Below are 19,785 nucleotides of genomic sequence, written 5' to 3'. Positions count from 1 at the left end.
CCCCTCGCAGCCCAAGCTGCGAATACAAATAAGTCTGTTCAGTTGGAGACAAGGCGACGGAATGGCGGCAAGGCATCCAATAGCAGGCTTCCATACCGACGTGTGACGATTCGGCGATCGAGAATTGTGACGCGCCCCTTGTCGGATTCAGTTCGCAATAGCCGCCCTACGGCCTGCACCAGTTTAATCGATGCATCTGGGACAGTGATTTCCATAAAGGGATTGCCGCCGCGGGCGGTTACCCATTCGGCAAGACTGGCATCAATGGGATCATCCGGTACCGAAAACGGCAGTCGGGTAATAACGACATGCTGGAGATACTTGCCAGGCAAGTCGATACCTTCTGCAAAACTGGCAACACCAAACAGAATGCTTGGCAGCCCGGCATCAACTCTCTCTTTGTGTTTGCGCAAGACTTCGCCCTTGGCCATGTCATCCTGGGTGATGATGACATCAGGCCACTCAGGTGCCAGACGGTCACGAACAGCATTCATCTGACGCCGGGCGGTAAAGAGCACCAACATGGCCTGACCATCGCTCCAGAGTTTCGGCAGACGCTCAACCAAAGCATCGGTAAAAGACTCAGCTTCAGTGGGCAGGGCTGGCATCGGTGGCACTTCAACGGTTGCCATATCGCCGTAGCGAAAAGCACTGGGCACCACCATAAAGTGGCTTGATGCAGGCAGACCGGCCCGGCTTTTCAATCGGTCAAAGCTACCCAATGCGGTCAACGTGGCACTGGTCAGGATGACGCCAAACGCCCGTGACCAGAGGCGACTGTGCAACAAGCTGTCCGCCAAAACCGGGCTACTGAAAAAGGTAATATCCTCAGCGTGATCGAAGCGCTGGCGAATGGCCCAACGCGCAGGCGGCGGACGCCTCTCTTCCCGTACCTCCCGCCACGCTGTCCAAAGCCGCAACTGGTCTTCGGCGCGACTGTGGAGTGTACCGGCTACCGGAAACCATGACTCGGCGGTCTGGCGATCAATGTCATGATCCTTTCTCTCATCAAATGCCTTCTGGAGTTCGTCTACCAGAACCCCGAGATGCCGGGATAGATTGGCACTGGCGGCACCGGCCTCGACCGTAAGCTCCGCCAGTCGCTCGGATAGCTCACCATCAGGAAAACGCCATTGCGCCGACTGGCGATCATCCTCAAAGGTCCAGGTGATGTTGCTTTCCGCCTCTTCGTATACCTGCGCCAGCACCAGTTCGTAAGCACGCGAGGCTTCGCTGATTCTGTCCAGGGTCTTGGATGCGGTGGACACCGGCGTCAGGTAGGGCTTCATTTTAACGATGACCTGCGCAAGCTGCTTGAGCCAGTTACGCGTGCCATTGATGGAGACGGAGGCCGCAAAGTGGTTCAGTGCCTTTGCAGGCAGGTGATGGGCTTCATCAAAAATGAAGATGGCCTCTTCCGGCCGCGGCAATATAGCCCCGCCACCCAGTGCCAAATCCGCCAGCACCAGGTCGTGATTAGCGACAATCACTTCCGCTTCGTCCAACCCTTTTCGGGCTTCAAAAAACGCGCAGCTGTCGAAATAGCTGCAATGGCGGTTAGTACATTGACGATGATCTGTGGTCACCTGGCGCCAGGTGTCGTCCGGTATCTGCTGGGGCCAGTGGTCGCGGTCCCCGTCCCACTTCCGATTCGCATACTGGGCGAGCATTTCTTCGAAGAACTCTCGGCTTCCCGGCTCTTCGTCCTGTCGTCCCTCCAGCAGAAAAAGAGGCATGGTATCGCTGTCCTGTACACCTTCCTCATGCAGGCGCCCCTCGAGTCGGGACAGGCACAGGTAACGACCGCGCCCCTTTGCCAGGGTCCAGTTGAACTTGAGATTGGTATGTTCGCGCAGCTCCGGTAGGTCTTTCTGAACGATCTGGTCTTGCAGCGCGACAGTGGCGGTTGAGATAACCAGCTTTTTATCCATGGCTTTTGCCATGGGAATGGCTGACATGAGATACGCCAGCGTTTTGCCGGTACCCGTGCCCGCTTCCACCACGCATGCAGATGCGGGAGACGTCCGCTCGCCATCATCGGATGTGATGCCGCCAAGGTAGCGCGCAATTTCCGCGATCATCAGCCGTTGGCCATAACGGGCATTGATACCCTTTGCGCCTAAAAAGTCGCGATACCCCTGCTGTATGGACTGTTTGACATCGTCAGGAATCGGCATCAGCGGGGCGTAACCCAATCCCGCACAACGCCGACCCGGAACTCGGTGCCAATCCGGCTGAGAATCACGCCGTCAGAAGTAATCGCAACCACGCGAATGCCAGAAAAGCTGTCGCCGGCGCGCAAATACTTGTCGTTGATAATCACACGCCGGGCTGCGGGATCCGAGGCATAGATATGACTGTTGAAACGGAGGCTCGGTATCTGTCGCTGGAATGACAGCGGCATTTCGATCAGATGAGGCACGCCGTCATACTCGCGGTCTTGCTGGTACGCAGTATCGGGCAACGCTGAATCATTTGACGCGCTGCTGCGCGTTGGCACTATCAGCGTTGGCTGTTCCGCCAGCACGACGGCTTCCTTCATGGGTGGGTTAGCCGCTTCGCTATTATCTTTTTGCGCAGAGTCCACCGGAACAGTTGGAATCGGTTTGAAGTCCTGGCTGCCAGCGGTCCGTTTGGCTGATGTTGGTTCCTGCTCACTGGCAGGCGCATCAGGGGGGCTGTTTTGCGCCACTGAAGCCCCATCCGGTTGTGCATTCGGAGTGCTTGTTTGCGCAGCGGGCTGAACTTCACCTTCAGCTGAATCAGACTGTAACCCCGCTCCTGGCCAAAACACCAATGCGACGATTGCGCCATTAAAAAACAGTGCCACTGCAAGCCACCAGGCAACAGGAATGCCTTTGCGCCTTGGTTTGTGAACCATCTGGACCGATTGATTCAAGTCAGGCACACGGCCTTGCTGGCGCTCAGATTCGGACTTGCGGAGTGCGTCAAGGATATAGGACATGGACTACCGGACCCCTGCTGTCTGTCGTTGAACCGGGGACAGCGTCGGTATCGATGGATAAAGATCAGAATTCATCTGAATCAGTGTTTTGGCTCCAGCGATACCGTCGGGAATCAGGCCCATCGTCGATTGGTACCAACGGATCTGTTCTTTCAGCGGTGCCGCGATCAGCTTGTCCTGCTCGCTCACGGATGCCTCATGCGTTGAGATCAATTGCATCATTTTTGCACTGAGCCATGCGCCCTCGCTCACGGCCTCGTTGGCGGGTACCAAACCGGATTCATAGGGTGGTACTCGCCATACCAGTGAATAATCGCCGAGCCAGAACTGGTCGATGACATCAACCGGAAAGTCGAGCTGTTCACCGTCCAGCACTAATGTTGCGGTGTTACCTTCAAGCCCTATCAGGGTTGCGAACCTTGGGTTACCGCCGGTGTCATACAAGCTAAGAATGGCCGGGCGATTGATTTGCCGGAGACTGCGCCAGTTTCCCTGGCGGTGAAGGCAACGTAGCCCCACTGTTTCGGCAAACTCACAGGCGTAGGGCCATTCAGTCGAGACATAGTCGAAACTCCAGCGTTCAAACAGCTGACGATAGGCGGCCGTTTGGTTCTTGCCCTCATCCGAAAGCCGATTACCAAGTTCCTGACTTGTCTGCTCGAACGTTGGCTCAAGAGCAAATAATGTCGTGGCCGACTGATCTGCCTCAGGCTTTGTGGTGACCTTGGGCTCAGTCTTGGCCGGCAGCACGACTTCAATCGCCTTGGATGTCGGAGTGGTACTCGCTTCCTTCGACTGACTTTCTGTTTTCTCAGTTGGAGGTGCCGCTTTCCGCGCTTCAGTTTGCGCTACGGCGACCGGCGCGCTGCCCCCAACTTCCCCACGGAATTGCTCAACAGCTACCCATATCATGACCACCGCTGCTGCGACCGCTGCAACCGCCGACGCTATGCGCAGATTCTGCGATGGTGGCGCGCTTCGCAGTGAAAGCCGCCGCTTGCCAAGCACTTCCCGGGCAGCGCCAACAATATGAGCTTTACCGACTTCATGGGAGCCTTCCGAATAGGCCCCCAGCAACGCCCTGTCGCAGACAAGATTGATTACCCGGGGGATGCCACGGCTCACGCGATAGAGCTGGTTCAATGCTTTGGACGTGAAGAATTCGCTTTTCTGTCCTGCAACACTCAGGCGATAGCGCAGGTAAGCCGGCAGTTCATCACGGGCTATAGCGTCGAGATGGTAGCGCGCGGTTATGCGCTGGGAAAGCTGACGCAACTCTTGAGTATCCAGGATGTCCTGCAGTTCCGGCTGACCCAGCAGTACTATCTGAAGCAGCTTTTTCTCGGCCGTTTCCAGATTGGTCAGGAGCCTGAGCTGCTCCAACACGTCGGCAGACAGGTTCTGTGCTTCATCGATAATGAGCACTTTATGGCGACCCGCCGCGTGTGACTCCAGCAGGTGATGGTTGATCAGGTCAATCAGCTTTTTAATGCTGCTGCCACTGGGATGCGCTATGCCAAGTTCATCGCATATGCTGGACAGCAACTCGCGAGCGGACAAACGCGGGTTCAGCACCAGCGCAATATCGACATTGTCGGGCACATTTTCAATAAAGCAGCGGCACACCGTCGTCTTGCCAGTGCCTACCTCACCGGTAATCACGATAAAGCCACCCTGGCCCTGAACGCCATACATCAGGTGCGCCAACGCTTCTTTATGGCGCTCGCTGAGGTATAAATAGCGGGGATCGGGTGCGATCGAGAACGGAGGTTCCCGAAAGCCAAAAAACTCGTAGTACATGAAATTCCAGTTGGCTGACGACGCTGTTTCAGGTCGCGCTATGATAGCGCCCCACTCTTGGCACTGTCACCCATCAAGACACCTAAACCGGCGAAGGATCACGGACTGAACACTACTCCCGAGCGGGCGCTATTTCACCTGATCAGAGGCTGATACCAGTCGAAGATCCCCTTTATGCGACCCCATACTGTCTTTGGTACGCGCGATACAACGTTCCAGCGTCTTGGCAATCTTGGCCTGTGAACGGATCATTGCAATCTTGGGCCAGGTGGCCCGCTCACCTTCAAGAATCATCTGGCGGAAGAACTCTGGCGACGGGTTAGACATCATCTGCGTGTAGTGGCGCCAGGTATAATGCGGCGCAATCGTCACATCACCCGAATAGCGCTGCGCCATAATGGTATAGAGATGACCTGAAATTTGCCGCATTACTTCCGGTCTCACACGCTTGCGCAAGTAATCAAACGCGCCCATTCCGTGAAACCGCATTTCGGCCTTGAGCACATGCAGCGGGATTTTCAGTAGCGACAGTTTCTCTTCCGCACTTTTGCGATTCAGGAATGGCACAACATGTGGGTTTGTCTGGCTGACGATAGTGAAGTCAACATCGTAAAGATGCTTGAGCCTTTCAATCGGTAAATCGCTGACAACCGAGCCATCTACAAATTTCAGTCGCGGTAGATAAGGCAACGCAGCCCCGTTGAGGTCCTTTTTCATCAGTGTAACGGGCGGGTATATGCCAGGAACCGCGGCCGATGCCAAAGCGGCACTCCATACCATCAGGTACGGCGAGGTATAACCACAAAGCAAGCGCGTTTTCTGATTTGTACGAACCGGCGAAACCGAGATGTTGATGGAGCGCCCAGTTCGCTCGAATGCTTCCTCGAACGTGTGATCGCCCATGTTGGCCTGCAGATTGGCTCGCAACTGCTTCTGATCCATGAAACCTTCGCCCCGCAGGCCTTTCAGCAGGCCGTGCCATTTCCATGCATTCAGGTCATGACCTTCAGGCTCGAACAATTCGGGAATCTCGGCGTCAGTATGCGTACCGAGAACACCTGCGACGATCGCCCCAACACTTGAGCCGGCAATTGTTGACGGCAACAGCCCTCTGCCCCACAGGGCTTTGACTACCCCAAGGTGAAACGTACCCAGAGTCGCACCGCCACTCAGCAGCATGGCCGGCCGACCATAGCTGGTCAACGTGTCTCGGAAAAAGCGCAATTTGGCAGCGTTATCAAAACCGGGGATCGGCTTGTCGCAGATAAAGGCGAGGGATTCACAGACCTGATTAATATATTCTTCGATGAGATGCTTCGTGCCAACCCTTGATCGGGTGTAAAGGGCGGGATTACCCATATTGCCCAAATCGTGATGCAAGCCTTCGCGCAGCGCGCGCCGCAGCTTGTCATATTCATGCTTTTCATGAAACTGACGAAGATGCGAGAGACGCTCGTAGATCAACTCGTAGTGATAGAGCTCGGAAGGGGTTTCCTCTTTCCATTCGACATTCCCCTCCAGAAAATCCAGTTCCAGAGCAGCCGCCTTCCACATTTCATACGTCGGCGCCTCACGAAGATGTCGGCGAAACTTTTCCAGACGACTGTTCAACATGGCTCACCTTCCGTTTAGTCCGGCATCTGAATCACACTTTGGCCAGATGCCGTAGAGGAATGATCAGCGACGCACTAAAAATCATCAAGCATAAGATCTTCGTCATCACTGGCAAAGGGATCAGGCTGCACCTCACCATCGTTAATCAGGAACTCTCGGCGTTGGAGATAAGCGTTCCGGACAAAGATGTATTGGTCACCGGAGATAAAATTTTCTGCCGGTATCAAGTCCGCTCGGACGTCAACCAGCTGCAACCCACGCATGTAATATTTGTCCGGTTCTTCAATATAGTCCCAGGTACTGGGCATCACCGTCAGATCAAGCGCTATGCCACCGGCATCCCTGATCGTTGAAGGCCCAAGTAACGGCAGCATAAGATACGGCCCGCTCCCCACCCCCCAGTAACCAAAGGTTTGACCCAGATCTTCAGGCCGTTCCGGAAGATCAAATACTGTCGCGACATCGATCAACCCGCCAAGCCCAAAAGTAGTGTTGTAGGTAAAACGACCTGCCGCTACCAGAGCAGATTCACCTTTAAGCTGTAGCAGGCTGTTAACCAGGTTCTTGAGTTCACCAAGGTTGGAAAAGAAATTGGTGACCCCCTGATCGACGAGCTGTGGCGTCACCGTGCGGTAACCCTGCGCGACGGGTCTAAGGAACCAGTCATCCAGGAACTTGTTGAAACCATAGACTTCACGATTCCAGCCTTCCCAGGGGTCGACCGACTCCTCACGGGGCTGGGAGTCCTGAGCATAGCCGGCGGTAGGTCCGACAACCAGTGAAGAGAGGGCTAGGGCCCCGAATAAGGCCCGGCTGGTTTTCGGTTGAAGATTATTCATCAGGGAGTCCATACGTCTGATGTCTTTGGCGATTCGTTAAAAATGTCGCATCCTATGCGCTTCGCTAACCTGCCACAATAGGTAAAATTCACCGCCAATACTGGAGATGCATCATGTCTGAACCGGGAAACCTGGTCCATACCATTCAAATTCCGCTGCGTTGGGCCGATCAGGATGCCAACGGACACGCAAATAACACTGTGTACTTTCGCCTGTTCGAGGAAGCAAGGGTAACCTGGCTCGCCTCTGAAAATATGGGCAGGAAAACGGGCGATATCGGCCCGATTATCGTCACGACCAGCGCGACATTCCTGAAAGAGCTGAATTACCCGGCAACACTCGAGGTCAAAACATACGCAGGTAAAGTAGGCAATACCAGCCTCGAGACCTGGCATGACGTTGTTGACGCAACGACGGGTGCCAAATATGCGGAAGGATACGCAAAAATCGTCTGGTTCGATTACAGCAAACGCACTTCCGTGCCTGTTCCGGACAAGCTTCGCGCCAAAGGTATTGCCTGATTGGAGTGGGAGCTGCTGCATCCCGCAGCTCCCCAGCCTCCAAACCCCCGGCTCTATCGCTTGCGAATAATCACACAACCGATCGAATAACCGGCGCCAAACGAGCAAATTACCCCTAGATCGCCTGTCGACAGATCACTGTTGTGCAGGTGGAAAGCAATGATAGAGCCTGCAGAACTGGTGTTGGCATATTCATCCAGAATAACCGGCGCTTCCTCAATGGTAGCGTCACGCCCCAACACCCGCCTTGCAATGAGCTGGTTCATATTCAGGTTTGCCTGGTGCAGCCACATCCTCTTGAGATCGCTGGGGGCTAGATCGACGGACGCAAGGTGCGACTGAATAGTTTCAGCCACCATCGGCGACACTTCCTTGAAGACCTTTCTGCCCTGCTGGACAAACAACTTGTCCGGCGCGCCAACGCCCGCATCATCACCGCGGTTCAGGAAACCAAAGTTGTTACGGATGTTGTTGGAGAACTGGGTTTTCAGACGGGTGCCGAGCACATCGTAGCCTTTGCCCGGCGCTACACGGTCTTCCCGTTCGACCAGAATCGCGGTGCAGGCATCACCAAAAATAAAGTGGCTATCGCGATCACGGAAATTCAGGTGGCCGGAACAGATTTCCGGACTGATCACCAGGACCGCATTGGCTGATCCCTGTTCAACTGCGTTCACCGCAGCCTGCAAACCAAAGGTTGCCGAACTGCAGGCAACATTGACGTCATAAGCAAAACCGTCAATACCCAATGCGGCCTGAACTTCTACGGAAATCGCTGGGTAGGGGCGCTGCATATTGGAACAGGCGACAATCACGGCATCAACATCAGCCGCACTCTTGCCCGCCTGATCCAGCGCTTCTCTGGCCGCCGCCACCGACATGTCACATTGAACACTGGGCTCGTCATTCGGACGATCGGGAATAATTGGGCACAGACGCTCCGGATCAAGGATGCCTTCGCGGTCGATCACATGGCGACGCTTGATACCTGATGCTTTTTCAATAAATTCCGGTGCCGAGGGCTGGAGCGCATCTCGTGCGCCGCTGGCGATTTCATCTGCATATTGCCGATTATGGTTGTCGACGTATGCATTGAACGCCTGAACGAGTTCTTCGTTTTCAATTGTTGCTGGTGGCGTATAGAGCCCTGTCCCGCTAATAACGGCTTTAGTCACGTGTAACCCCGCAGTTCAAAGTTGCCCTGTCCAATACTGAAATCCGGCGTGCGTGTTTTGGGCGATACTCACAGTGCCTGCACCAGAATCTGGCACGGGGATAAACCCATCAATTGCCCCGTGATTCCTCTGGTAGCCCCAAAATACTCAATAGCAAGGCGCCGGGAATTCATTGTCTGCCCCAAATAGTAACATAGTACAGATGCGCTGAAGCATCGGACTAAAGGCCTAACGCGCCTCTGATCAAGTCCTTACGTTTTCCCACTGCTTGTTGATGCGTTGAATGGAGACCGGCATTGCTGTCCCGAGTTGTTGTGCAAAGAAGGACACGCGAAACTCTTCAAGCATCCAACGATAGACCACCAACTCAGGATCGGTTCTCCCCTGCTTTCTCAAGGCCTCAAGACGCTGGGCGTAACGCGCCCACAACCCGTCAAACTGATGCAGAAACTCCCGCTCACGACCGCCTTCGCGGGCCATCTTTTCAAGTCGAACCGACACGGCTTCCAGATACCGGGGCACTTCTGTCAGCCACTGCGCAGGGGTTTCCACCAAAAATCCGGGAAACACCAGATTGCTCAGCTGAAATTTTACATCTGCCATGCTATTGGCGAGCGAGAGCGGGATCTTTCCTTTGAGACTTTTCATCAGTTGGTTATAGGTTTTGAGAATCGCGTAAAGCAGGCGGGAGCGTTCCTCAAGAAACGGGATAAAATCCCCCCGGTGCGCGTTAAATACGGCCTGAAACTGATCGGCACTGCGTGGAACATCATCTTCGAGAAAGTGATCAATAACACAGGCAATCAGCAAATCGTCACGCAGCTGACTGGCTTTTCCGACCGGAGCAAACAGCAACGCTGCTGCTTTGAACTCGGGAAGCTTTCGCTCTATACCGTCAAGGGTTGAGCCAAACCGGTTCACGATCAGTCGCGCGACACCGCGGGCACTCGCACTACGACTGGTCAGAGGATCGAGGAATCGTGACAGCTTCACCTCTCCGCCCAGATCCTCGAGCGCCGGGTAAACTCTGACCTGCATCCCGCCGCGCTCGGTCTCGACCGTCTCGGGAATACTGCCAAATGCCCATTCCCGCGAGCGCATGTCACTCAACTGGTCACCCGGAGTTTCCGGGGCGTCACTCAACGCTGCCTCAGCCCTGGCTTCCAGTTTTGCCTGCAGCTCACTTACATCGCGACCTTCAGCCAGCGCCTTGCCGGCATCATCCACCACCCGGATGTTCATTCTCAGGTGGTTCGGCAACGCCTCCTGAGACCAGGCATCCGGATCGATTCGGATACCGGTATCACGCCGCAACTGCTCAGCCAGAATGGCGGTCAACGGCTCATTGGACGGCACCATGTTCGCAAGCGCCCGATCGACGTAATCAGGCACTGGCACAAAGTTTCTGCGAATGGCTTTTGGCAGCCCTTTGATCAGGTGAATACATTTGTCTCGGAGCAAACCGGGAACGACCCAATCGACACGGTTCGCCGGAACCTGCTTTAGCGCCATCAGCGGCACTTGCAGGGTCACGCCGTCGTCGTCACCGGTCGGCTCAAACTGATAACTCAGGGGATAGCGCACACCGTCCCATGCCAGCTCATCCGGATAAGCCTGATGCGTATCGGCTTCGGGCGACCGCTGGTAGATATCATCTTCGGTAAGCTCCAGCGCTTTCACTTCAGACGCTGACAAGGCTTTCCACCAACTCTCGAAGTGCTGCCCACTGACCACGTCGGCTGGAATGCGCCGATCGTAAAAATCGAACAGGGTGTCTTCATCCACCAGCAGATCCCGACGCCGGGTTTTACGCTCCAGATCCTCAACACTTTCCAGCGCTGCCTGGTTGTGACGGATAAACGGTGCTTTGGTGTCGTACTCCCCTTCCACCAGCGCCCGGCGGATGAAAAGCTGCCGCGATTCCACCGGATCAATAGCGGCGTAACCGATTCGGCGTCGAGGGACGATATCCAGCCCGTAAAGACTGACCTTTTCAAACCCGACCACTTGAGCCCGCTTGCGCTCCCAATGCGGCTCGAAGTAATGCCGTTTGAGCACATGAGCAGCCAGGGGCTCGATCCACTCGGGTTCGATCTTTGCAATCATGCGTGCAAATACGCGGCTGGTTTCGACGATTTCTGCCGCCACGATCCATTTGGGAGCAGCCTTGGCGACTTTCGAGCCAGGGAACAGCATGACTTTGCGGTTGCGGGTCGCCAGGTATTCTCGCTTTTCATGTTTGAGTGCGACCTGCCCCAACAAACCGGACAGAATCGCACAGTGGACCTTTTCGTAGTTGGCAGGCCTGGCATTCAACTGCAACGACTGTTCGCGGCATACCAATGCAAGCTGGCGGTGAACATCACGCCATTCACGCATCCGCATGTAAGAAAGGAAGTTTTTCTGGCACACCCGCTTGAGTTGATTTTGGGTCATCTCCTGCCGCTGCTCTTCGTAAAAGCGCCAGATGTTCACCAGTGTCGCAAAATCGGATTCCTTGTCATTAAACGGCGCGTGGGCCTGATCCGCTGCCTGCTGCTTATCCTGTGGTCGTTCGCGCGGATCCTGAATGCTCAGGCCGGCAATAATAATCAGGACTTCATCCAGGCTGCCCTGTTCGGCGCCGGCAACCAGCATGCGCGCGAGCCGGGGGTCCACCGGCAGCTTCGCCATAGTCCGTCCGAGGCGGCTAACTTTGCGTTTGGTGCTAACGGCCCCCAGCTCTTCGAGCAACTTGTAACCGTCGTTAATCAGTCGGCTGTCAGGCGCATCCAGAAACGGGAAATCCTTTATCTCGCCAAGTCCCGACACCGACATTTGGAGAATGACCGATGCAAGGTTGGTTCGCAGGATTTCAGGATCGGTAAACTCCGGTCGGCTAATGAAGTCCGCTTCGTCATAAAGCCGGAAGCAAATGCCAGGCGCGACACGACCGCAACGCCCTTTTCGCTGATTTGCGCTGGCCTGCGATATGGCTTCAACCGGCAGGCGCTGTATTTTTGAGCGCACACTGTAGCGGCTGATGCGCGCTACCCCGGTATCCACCACATAGCGGATCCCGGGCACCGTCAGAGACGTCTCGGCGACGTTGGTCGACAGCACAATCCGCCTGCCGGCATGGGACTGGAATATGCGGTTCTGCTCCTGATTGCTCAGCCGCGAATACAACGGGACAACTTCAGTATGGCGAAGCTCTGCATGGCGTAGCGCCTTGCTCATCTCCCGAATTTCCCGCTCCCCTGGCAGAAACACCAGCACATCACCAGGGCGCTGGCCATTCTGGCGCTCGTGGGCTTCAATTTCGTCCAATGCACTGACCACACCATCCGGCCAGCCCTGATCCTTGTCGTCTTCCTCGCCGACCAAGGGCCGATAACGCACTTCTACCGGATAGGTCCGACCTGATACTTCAATTACAGGGGCGTCGTTGAAAAAACGGCTGAAACGCTCAACTTCAATCGTCGCGGAGGTAATCACCACCTTCAGATCCGGACGACGCGGCAATAGATTGCGCAAATAACCCAGCAGAAAATCAATATTGAGACTGCGCTCGTGCGCCTCATCAATTATCAGCGTGTCATAACGATCCAGAAACCGATCATGCTGGGTTTCGGCCAACAGAATCCCGTCTGTCATCAGCTTGACGAGGGAATCGGACGACGTCGTGTCCGTAAAACGCACCTGATAGCCGACGTGTTCGCCTACCGGCTCGCCCATTTCTTCTGCGATACGTGAGGCCACGGTCCGCGCAGCGAGCCGTCGGGGCTGCGTATGGCCGATAATCCCGCGCGTACCCCGGCCCGCTTCCAGGCATATTTTGGGGATCTGAGTGGTTTTGCCTGACCCGGTTTCGCCTGCAATGATGACGACCTGATGCTGATCAAGCGCTTCGCGGATATCGTCGACTCGCTCGGATACCGGCAAGTCGCCGGGATAACGAATCTTGGGACGGGAACCCAGACGCGCTTCAACTTCCTGCTCTCCGGCAGTCAACCAGCTGTCAATTTTTGCAAGATCGGCGTTGTCCGGCTTGCCTTTTTTTCGCGCCAAGAGCTTTTTGACCTGGGCGACACGGCGCTGGGAAGCCTTCGCAAAACGCGATTCAAAAGCAACCGGGTTACCGCCCGCCGTCGTCTGGGCAGAAGATGCAGGATGAGTGGAGGCTTTTTGCGGCTTTTTCATGAAATGATTGAACAACTCCGGACTATGGACACTAAGAACAATACGGAAAACAGTGCCACGATAACAAACATACAGGCTTGGGAACCTGAGTATCTAATACCAATAAAAAACCCTGTCGCCGGTTTCGCCGGGGACAGGGTTTACTAATCAGCAGAACTGAATCAGGACTTCTTAGGTTCCTCGTCGCGCAATTCGCGACGGAGAATTTTACCCACGTTGGTCTTGGGCAACTCATCACGGAATTCGAAGAACTTCGGCACCTTGTAGGCTGTCAGGCGCTCGCGGCAGAACTCTTTCAGTTCCGATTCTTTAAGATCGGTTGAGTTGCTGACCAGGAATACCTTGACGGCTTCGCCACTCTTCTCATCGTCAACACCAACCGCGGCGCATTCGATAACCTGAGGATGGCTGGACACCACATCTTCAATTTCGTTCGGGAAGACATTGAAGCCAGAGACAATAATCATGTCTTTCTTGCGATCAACAATCCGGATGTAACCGTCTTCCTGAATAACAGCAACATCGCCACTGCAATAGAAACCGTCTTCGGTGAAGGCTTTCTTGGTCTCTTCAGGGCGCTGCCAGTAGCCCTTCATGACCTGCGGCCCCTTGACGCACAACTCACCAGGCTCGCCAACCGGCGTTTCATTACCGTCATCGTCAAGCGTTTTGATCAGAGTGTCGCAGATCGGCAAACCAATCGTACCCAGTTGGATAGCGCTTGGCGGATTAAACGTGACAACCGGCGACGTTTCCGTCATGCCGTAACCTTCGGTGATTTCACAACCTGTCACTTCTTTCCAGAGCTTGGCTGTGCTGCTGGTAAGTGCCATGCCGCCCGAGGACGTCATTTTCAGGCTGCTGAAATCAAGCGCCTTGAAATCCGCGTTGTTGCACAGGGCTACAAACAGGGTATTCAAACCCAGGAACGACGTGAACTTGTGGTTTTTCAGTTCTTTGATGAAACCCGGGATATCGCGCGGGTTGGGAATAAGAACGTTGTGAGCACCGGCTTCCATCATGATGCCGCAGTTCAGCGTAAACGAGTAGATGTGATAAAGCGGCAGCGGCGCAATCACAATCTCCCGACCCTCTACAACGTTATCTTCCATCATCGGACGGGTTTGCAGCAGGTTGGATACCAGGTTGGCCTGGGTCAGCATCGCACCTTTGGCAACGCCGGTTGTGCCACCGGTGTATTGCAGTACGGCAATATCATCACGCTTGACCTGCGCCGGCGTAAACTTGCACTTGGCACCCGCACTCAGAACCTTGGGCAGACTGTGGGCATTTGGCAGGTTGAAATCCGGCACCATCTTTTTGAGGTGCTTCACCGCCATGTTCATCAGCGTGCGCTTTACTGGCGAGTGCATATCGGCAATTTCAGTCACGATAACGTGTTCAATACCGGTATGGGGCAGTACTTTCTCGGCGTTATCCGCCATGTTGGCCAATACCACCAGCGCCTTGGCACCCGAATCGTTAAACTGGTGCTCCATTTCGCGCTGGGTATAAAGAGGGTTGGTATTAACAACAATCAGCCCCGCGCGCATCGCACCAAAAACCACGACTGGATACTGAGTCAGGTTAGGCATCTGGACGGCAATGCGGTCGCCTGCCTTTAGGTTTGTCTTGTTCTGGATCCAGGCGGCAAAGTTACGGCTTTGAACATCCAGGTCCCGGTACGTCAGCGTGACGCCAACAGCACTGAATGCCGGGCGATCCGAGTACTTTTTAACCGCTTGTTCGAAAACATCAACCATGCTTTCGTACTGATTCAGATCGATCTTGTTGTTAACCCCGGGTGGATATTTATCCTGGTAAAACTGCTCAAAATCCATCACACCATCTCCTGTATACAATTATGCTTGTAGTGACCGACAGGTACTGATCAGCTTATGCGCATCGATATCATGAGATATACAACGAGCCTAATGCACTGATTTCTATTCTGTGTCTGTGGCTTCTTTTTTATTGGCTTTCGACTTTTGCGGACCTGAGCATCATTATTCAAGCCTGCATTCGGCTCCGTGACTGGGGTGGTTTGAACTCACCATTACCACGAGCCGACATAAAAAGTGACGTGAGAATACCAGTTTTCACAAGGATGAGGTAGCCACTAACACGCCTTCGGGACCATTGCATTAACCTGAACGTCTAAACGACTAAAGGAGACACTGTTCACATAATTTCCTGCCGGCACTGTCAATCACCTCAATGTCCTTGAATGCGACAGGCAGACCGATAAGATTCCTGTAATCTTTCAAAAACAATCAAGACAGGGTATCCGGTGAATCAATCGACAACAGTGCAACGCCCCCTGCCGGAGGCACAGCACAGGGAACCCTGCACAGCGCATGCGCTGCTACCGTCGGAGGACAGCCACCGGATTCCGGTCTATCTCTGGCAACAGGACATTAATCCCGATAGTGCGCTCGGCGTGATCCATATAAACCACGGGATGGCTGAGCACGGGCTCCGTTACCAGGCACTGGCCACAAACCTGAATGCGGCAGGCTACATAGTGGTTGCCCATGACCATCGAGGCCACGGCCCCCACACTAAAGCTAGCGAGAGGGGCCACTACGCCGATACTGACGGGTGGAAGAAGGTAACCCGCGACGTTGGCGTTGTGCAGCAATGGATAGCCGATAAATTCCCCCAGCTTCGCTGCTATTTGCTCGGCCACAGCATGGGCTCGTTTATCGCGCAGGGCTATCTGGTTGGCGATGGGCCTAAAAGTGCAATCAGCGGTCTGATTCTCTCCGGTTCAAATCGGGATCAGAAGCTCAAACTGGCTGCACTGCGCTCTGTCGCAGCCTCTGCTCGGGGATGGAACGGCCCGCGTAAAACCAGCCGGGTCATTCAAGCCCTTACCTTCGGGGCCTTTGCAAAAACAGTCACTGGCGCAAAAACCGAATTTGACTGGCTGAGTCAAAACGAAAGCTCCGTGTCGGATTACATCAAAGACCCATTTTGCGGGTTTGATTGCACCAACCAGCTCTGGTGCGACCTTGGGCACGGGCTGAATCAACTCCAGAACAAACGTGCACTGACCCGCATTCCCTCTCACTTACCCATATTGATCATCAGCGGTGATGAAGATCCGGTGGGTGAGTTCGGCCGAGGGCCACGTCGGCTGGCAAGCGCCTATCGCGAAACTGGCCACACCGACGTCAGTTGTGTTGTGATGCCGGGCATGCGGCATGAACCATTCAATGAGGCCAGACGCGAAGAGACAATTAAAGCCCTGCTCAACTGGCTTGGCCGGCACACGGCCTGAACCGATCATTAGCAGGTCAGGACAGAACCGACGAATCGATCTCACTACCTATCAAACCGTTCAGGAAGTAACGACTGATGGAAACTCTCGAAAATATCGTTTATGACGATCTGCATGTTGGCGATACCGCGAGCTTTACCCGATCCCTCACCGAAGACGAACTGGTGTTGTTTGCAGCCGTTTCAGGCGACGTCAATCCGGTTCATCTGGACGCAGACTTTGCAGCCGACAGCATGTTCAAAGAGCGTATCGCTCATGGGATGTGGAGTGGCTCGCTGATTTCCGCAGCGCTGGCAACTGTCATGCCTGGCCCCGGCACGATTTATCTCGAGCAAAGCCTGAGTTTCAAACGACCGGTAAAACTCGATGACACTTTGACGGTGAAATTAAGCGTTGTCAGCAAGGAGCGGAAAAACCGGGTCACGATTGCCTGCGACGTCGTGAACCAGCATGATCAAACCGTCGTCTCAGGCGAAGCCAAGGTCATCGCGCCGACCGAGCGCTTGTCGCTGCCCCGCCCCCGACTTCCGCGTATTACAATCGAATCATTCGATTCCGAACAGCACGAAGACTGAACAGCCTGGCCGCCCTGGGGACGGTAGGTATTGCGAGGGCCCCTTGAACCCGTCTCAGGACGGCAGGAAGTCGATCGGGAATCTGACCTGCCGTCGCTCAACTTGAGCCGCGCCGAAATTAAACAAGCGCACCCGGTTCACTATTTTACTCTCCAGCGCTGTATTGCCCAGCTCCGAACTCACGATCTCGCAATGGGACACCTGGCCATTGGGCTCAATCGTAATTTCCAGCATCACTTCACCGGCAAGCATAGGATTCTGCCGCAACTCCCGGTTATACAGAGAAAACAGTGATGATTTCTGCTGATCAAACACCTTTCTTATATTGGCCATAGAGCGCTCACCAGGCCCGCTTTTAGCGGCTGCCTTTGGTTGGGGTTTTGGCGCAGGCTCTGCTTTGGCAACCGCGATTTCGCGAACGTCGTGACTGGCAACGGCTACATTCTCAGTCGGGCCGCGGCTATCTTTGACTGGACCATTACCCTGAAGCACATCAGCTTTAGCTGTCTGGTCAGGTACCGATGTCGCGGACGCATCATCAACATTAGCCGTGATCCTTTGCACTGGCGCAGAAGATGTCATGGATTGCATATCTGAAAGCTGAGTCTGAAGCGCCATTAAGCCGGACTTTGCAGCCACTTCGCGAGCCTGCTGTACCGTCTGATTTTCCTTGGGCGGAGCAGGTTTAACCGGTTTTGGGGTCGGTTCCGGAGCCTTTGCGACATCAGGTTCCGGTACAGGATCCGGCTTTGGCTCAGGGACCGGTTCCGCAACCGGTTCGACTGGAACCGGCTTCGGTTTCTCTGGTTCAGGTTTGGCCTCAATCAAGCGGGCCAGCTGAGCCGGCACTTTCTCCAGCGTTTCACGATCAAGCTCTGGCACGTCAGTAAACGGAATAATTAATGCCAGGGGTGCGGTTAATAACAACACCACGAACAGACAGATGATCAGGCGTCGGCTTTCGCCTGGCTCGCTGCTCCAGGGTAGGCGTGTCGTATTCGCTGGTATCTCAAGCCTGACACTTTCCCGTGCCGAAGGGCTCCTGGCGGGTGGCTTCGCCACTGCACCGTCAACCATTAGCCGCCTCCACTGCGGCACCAGGCTGGTGCTCTACCGCTAATTTGATTCTTCGATAATCGGCATCGACGCAGGTCTGCATAATCTGGCGTAACTGCCTGTACTCGGTGCTTCTGTCGGCCATCACTGTGATTTCGAGGCCGCTTTGCGGAATGTCTGCCTGTCGGGCTTTTCGGTAATTCAACTCTGTCAGCAGGCCTTTGAGGTGCCCATTTTCATCCACTCCATCAGACAAGGATGCCACCTGACGTCCCTGGACCATAACCGCTTTGGTCGTGACTTCAATTGTCAGGGTTTCCTGTCCTGGCTTTTCGGACGAAGACTTTGGCAATGCCACGTCAGAGGATTGCTGCATCACTTTTACATCGGACGAGTTCACCATCAGGAAGAAAACCAGAATGGTAAAGATGTCCATCAACGACACCAGGTTCAGCCCACCCGCACGGTGCATTCGGCCATAGTGGCGCTGCATTCGCTGGGCTCGCCGTGAGGTTTTCATCGTGCGACCTCCACCGTACCGGCTAACCCTGACAGCGCAATGTTTTGGCCACCAGCCCTGCCCTGTAAAACGTCTACCGCCTGTGACAGTTCGGCATTCTCAGGTGCATCACCCAATGCCACGTCTGGAAACAATTCGGCTTGAACCACACTTGCAGCGATGACATCAGGATAGGAACGCACAGCATCCATCACCTTGATCAGTACCTGATAATCAATGTCGGGCGCTACGCGTAAGGTTAAATCGGTTTTTTCAGGCATACGGCTTTTGATGCCTTTAAGCACCGCCTGGAGACCGCTAAAGTCATAGTCACCTCCTGCGCTCACTGGCAACTGCTTGATTAATCCGCGCTCTGAGTCCGCAACCCTCAGCCCGGCTGGCACCAGCAACACCTCAAGCTGAAATGCATCAGGATCAGGCGCTTGCCCGCTCGCCATTCCCGGGAAATCCAGATCAATCATTCGCACTTGGGTGAACACCATGCCCAGCAACAGTACGGGCACCAGCACGATCATCAGATTCATGAACGCGGTGATATCCAGTTCCGGGCTGGTGTGCAGCCGACGGTGTCTGCGTCTCATGCTTTGTGGCTCCGGGTCGTGACCGTCATCAGAGCGGCGTTGATGCCTGACCGGACACGGTGTTGAGCAATTTCACGCCCGCCATCTCGAAACTATCCACCAGTTCATTGGTTCGGGTTTGCAGCAACGCATGAAATATCAGTAGCGGAATCGCGGACATCAGGCCGAAGGCAGTGGTGTTCATCGCCACTGAGATACTCTGGGACAACAACGACGCCTTTTCTGCCGGATCCGCACTGGCTACGGCTGTAAACGCCGCAATAAGCCCGATAATGGTGCCAAGCAACCCCAGAAGTGTTGAGATGTTCGCCAGCGTAGCAAGATACTGAGTGCGCTTTTCCAGTCTTGGCAGCACTTCCATCAGGCCCTCCTCCATCGCGTACTCCACCTCCTCTCGACGGTGATTCCCCAGCAATCGGGCGATACCTGCTCCCAGAATTGAAGCAATTGCGCTGTCAGAGCTATTGGCAGCCTGCATTGCCCGCTTATAGTCATGCTTGCGTAGCAAAGGCAAAATCCCTTGCTCGAAGGCGGCGCGGTTTGAACGGCGTACTTTCCCCAGATAGATAAAGCGCTCCAGTGCAATCGCCAACCCGATCACCAGCACCACCGCGATTGGGTACATAAAGGCGCCGCCGTTCTGGAAAAAGCGGATAAGAGTATCAAGCATGACG

Annotated in this window: 15 protein-coding genes; 3 read left to right on the top strand and 12 right to left on the bottom strand. The window is 54.7% G+C overall.

Annotated features, from left to right (window positions below):
• Positions 1–38 precede the first annotated feature (38 nt).
• From dinG to ACUN9X_RS10740, 5 genes are all read right to left on the bottom strand, one after another.
• Positions 39–2,177, bottom strand: a complete 2,139-nt coding sequence (dinG, locus tag ACUN9X_RS10760; protein WP_445473046.1) for an ATP-dependent DNA helicase DinG — start codon at positions 2,175–2,177, stop codon at positions 39–41.
• Positions 2,177–2,965 carry a general secretion pathway protein GspB gene (locus ACUN9X_RS10755; protein ID WP_260035533.1) on the bottom strand — a complete coding sequence of 263 codons (789 nt, stop codon included), beginning with the start codon at positions 2,963–2,965 and terminating at the stop codon, positions 2,177–2,179. Before ACUN9X_RS10755 ends, dinG begins: the two co-directional genes overlap by 1 nt.
• 3 nt (positions 2,966–2,968) lie before the next feature.
• Positions 2,969–4,765 (bottom strand): ExeA family protein, encoded by a 1,797-nt coding sequence (locus ACUN9X_RS10750; protein WP_445473045.1) that lies wholly within the window; start codon positions 4,763–4,765, stop codon positions 2,969–2,971.
• A gap of 129 nt (positions 4,766–4,894) precedes the next feature.
• Complete coding sequence (locus tag ACUN9X_RS10745; RefSeq protein WP_445473044.1) at positions 4,895–6,379, bottom strand: DUF3336 domain-containing protein; 1,485 nt, start codon at positions 6,377–6,379, stop codon at positions 4,895–4,897.
• Between the two features lie 74 nt (positions 6,380–6,453).
• A complete protein-coding gene (locus tag ACUN9X_RS10740) occupies positions 6,454–7,218 on the bottom strand; it encodes an MlaA family lipoprotein (protein ID WP_445473043.1) in 765 nt (254 codons plus the stop codon).
• 113 nt (positions 7,219–7,331) lie between these two features.
• On the opposite strand from ACUN9X_RS10740, the gene ACUN9X_RS10735 reads away from it, so the two are divergent.
• Positions 7,332–7,739, top strand: coding sequence for an acyl-CoA thioesterase (locus ACUN9X_RS10735; protein WP_260035526.1), 408 nt, complete (start codon positions 7,332–7,334; stop codon positions 7,737–7,739).
• A 53-nt stretch (positions 7,740–7,792) separates the two neighbouring features.
• On the opposite strand, the gene ACUN9X_RS10730 is transcribed toward ACUN9X_RS10735, so the two are convergent.
• The 3 genes from ACUN9X_RS10730 to ACUN9X_RS10720 all read right to left on the bottom strand — a co-directional run bounded on the left by ACUN9X_RS10730 (position 7,793) and on the right by ACUN9X_RS10720 (position 14,937).
• The gene (locus ACUN9X_RS10730) at positions 7,793–8,914 is read right to left on the bottom strand and encodes a beta-ketoacyl-ACP synthase III (RefSeq protein ID WP_445473042.1); all 1,122 of its coding nucleotides are present in this window, start codon (positions 8,912–8,914) and stop codon (positions 7,793–7,795) included.
• A 243-nt stretch (positions 8,915–9,157) separates the two neighbouring features.
• Positions 9,158–13,096 carry an ATP-dependent RNA helicase HrpA gene (hrpA, locus tag ACUN9X_RS10725; protein ID WP_445473041.1) on the bottom strand — a complete coding sequence of 1,313 codons (3,939 nt, stop codon included), beginning with the start codon at positions 13,094–13,096 and terminating at the stop codon, positions 9,158–9,160.
• Between the two features lie 161 nt (positions 13,097–13,257).
• Positions 13,258–14,937, bottom strand: a complete 1,680-nt coding sequence (locus ACUN9X_RS10720; RefSeq protein ID WP_445473040.1) for an AMP-binding protein — start codon at positions 14,935–14,937, stop codon at positions 13,258–13,260.
• Between the two features lie 449 nt (positions 14,938–15,386).
• Between ACUN9X_RS10720 and ACUN9X_RS10715 the strand changes: the two genes are divergently transcribed.
• Both ACUN9X_RS10715 and ACUN9X_RS10710 read left to right on the top strand, forming a co-directional pair.
• Positions 15,387–16,379, top strand: a complete 993-nt coding sequence (locus ACUN9X_RS10715; protein WP_445473039.1) for an alpha/beta fold hydrolase — start codon at positions 15,387–15,389, stop codon at positions 16,377–16,379.
• 77 nt (positions 16,380–16,456) lie between these two features.
• Positions 16,457–16,954 carry a MaoC/PaaZ C-terminal domain-containing protein gene (locus tag ACUN9X_RS10710; RefSeq protein WP_260035518.1) on the top strand — a complete coding sequence of 166 codons (498 nt, stop codon included), beginning with the start codon at positions 16,457–16,459 and terminating at the stop codon, positions 16,952–16,954.
• Between the two features lie 54 nt (positions 16,955–17,008).
• On the opposite strand, the gene ACUN9X_RS10705 is transcribed toward ACUN9X_RS10710, so the two are convergent.
• From ACUN9X_RS10705 to ACUN9X_RS10690, 4 genes are read right to left on the bottom strand one after another with little or no spacing between them, the layout of a single operon-like run.
• The gene (locus tag ACUN9X_RS10705) at positions 17,009–18,031 is read right to left on the bottom strand and encodes a TonB family protein (protein ID WP_260035516.1); all 1,023 of its coding nucleotides are present in this window, start codon (positions 18,029–18,031) and stop codon (positions 17,009–17,011) included.
• Positions 18,024–18,530 (bottom strand): ExbD/TolR family protein, encoded by a 507-nt coding sequence (locus tag ACUN9X_RS10700; protein ID WP_260035514.1) that lies wholly within the window; start codon positions 18,528–18,530, stop codon positions 18,024–18,026. Before ACUN9X_RS10700 ends, ACUN9X_RS10705 begins: the two co-directional genes overlap by 8 nt.
• The gene (locus ACUN9X_RS10695) at positions 18,527–19,111 is read right to left on the bottom strand and encodes an ExbD/TolR family protein (RefSeq protein WP_445473038.1); all 585 of its coding nucleotides are present in this window, start codon (positions 19,109–19,111) and stop codon (positions 18,527–18,529) included. Before ACUN9X_RS10695 ends, ACUN9X_RS10700 begins: the two co-directional genes overlap by 4 nt.
• A gap of 28 nt (positions 19,112–19,139) precedes the next feature.
• Complete coding sequence (locus ACUN9X_RS10690) at positions 19,140–19,781, bottom strand: MotA/TolQ/ExbB proton channel family protein (protein ID WP_445473037.1); 642 nt, start codon at positions 19,779–19,781, stop codon at positions 19,140–19,142.
• Between the last annotated feature and the right edge of the window lie 4 nt (positions 19,782–19,785).

Source organism: Marinobacter sp. V032, assembly GCF_052645435.1.
This window is presented reverse-complemented; position numbering and strand designations above follow the sequence as displayed.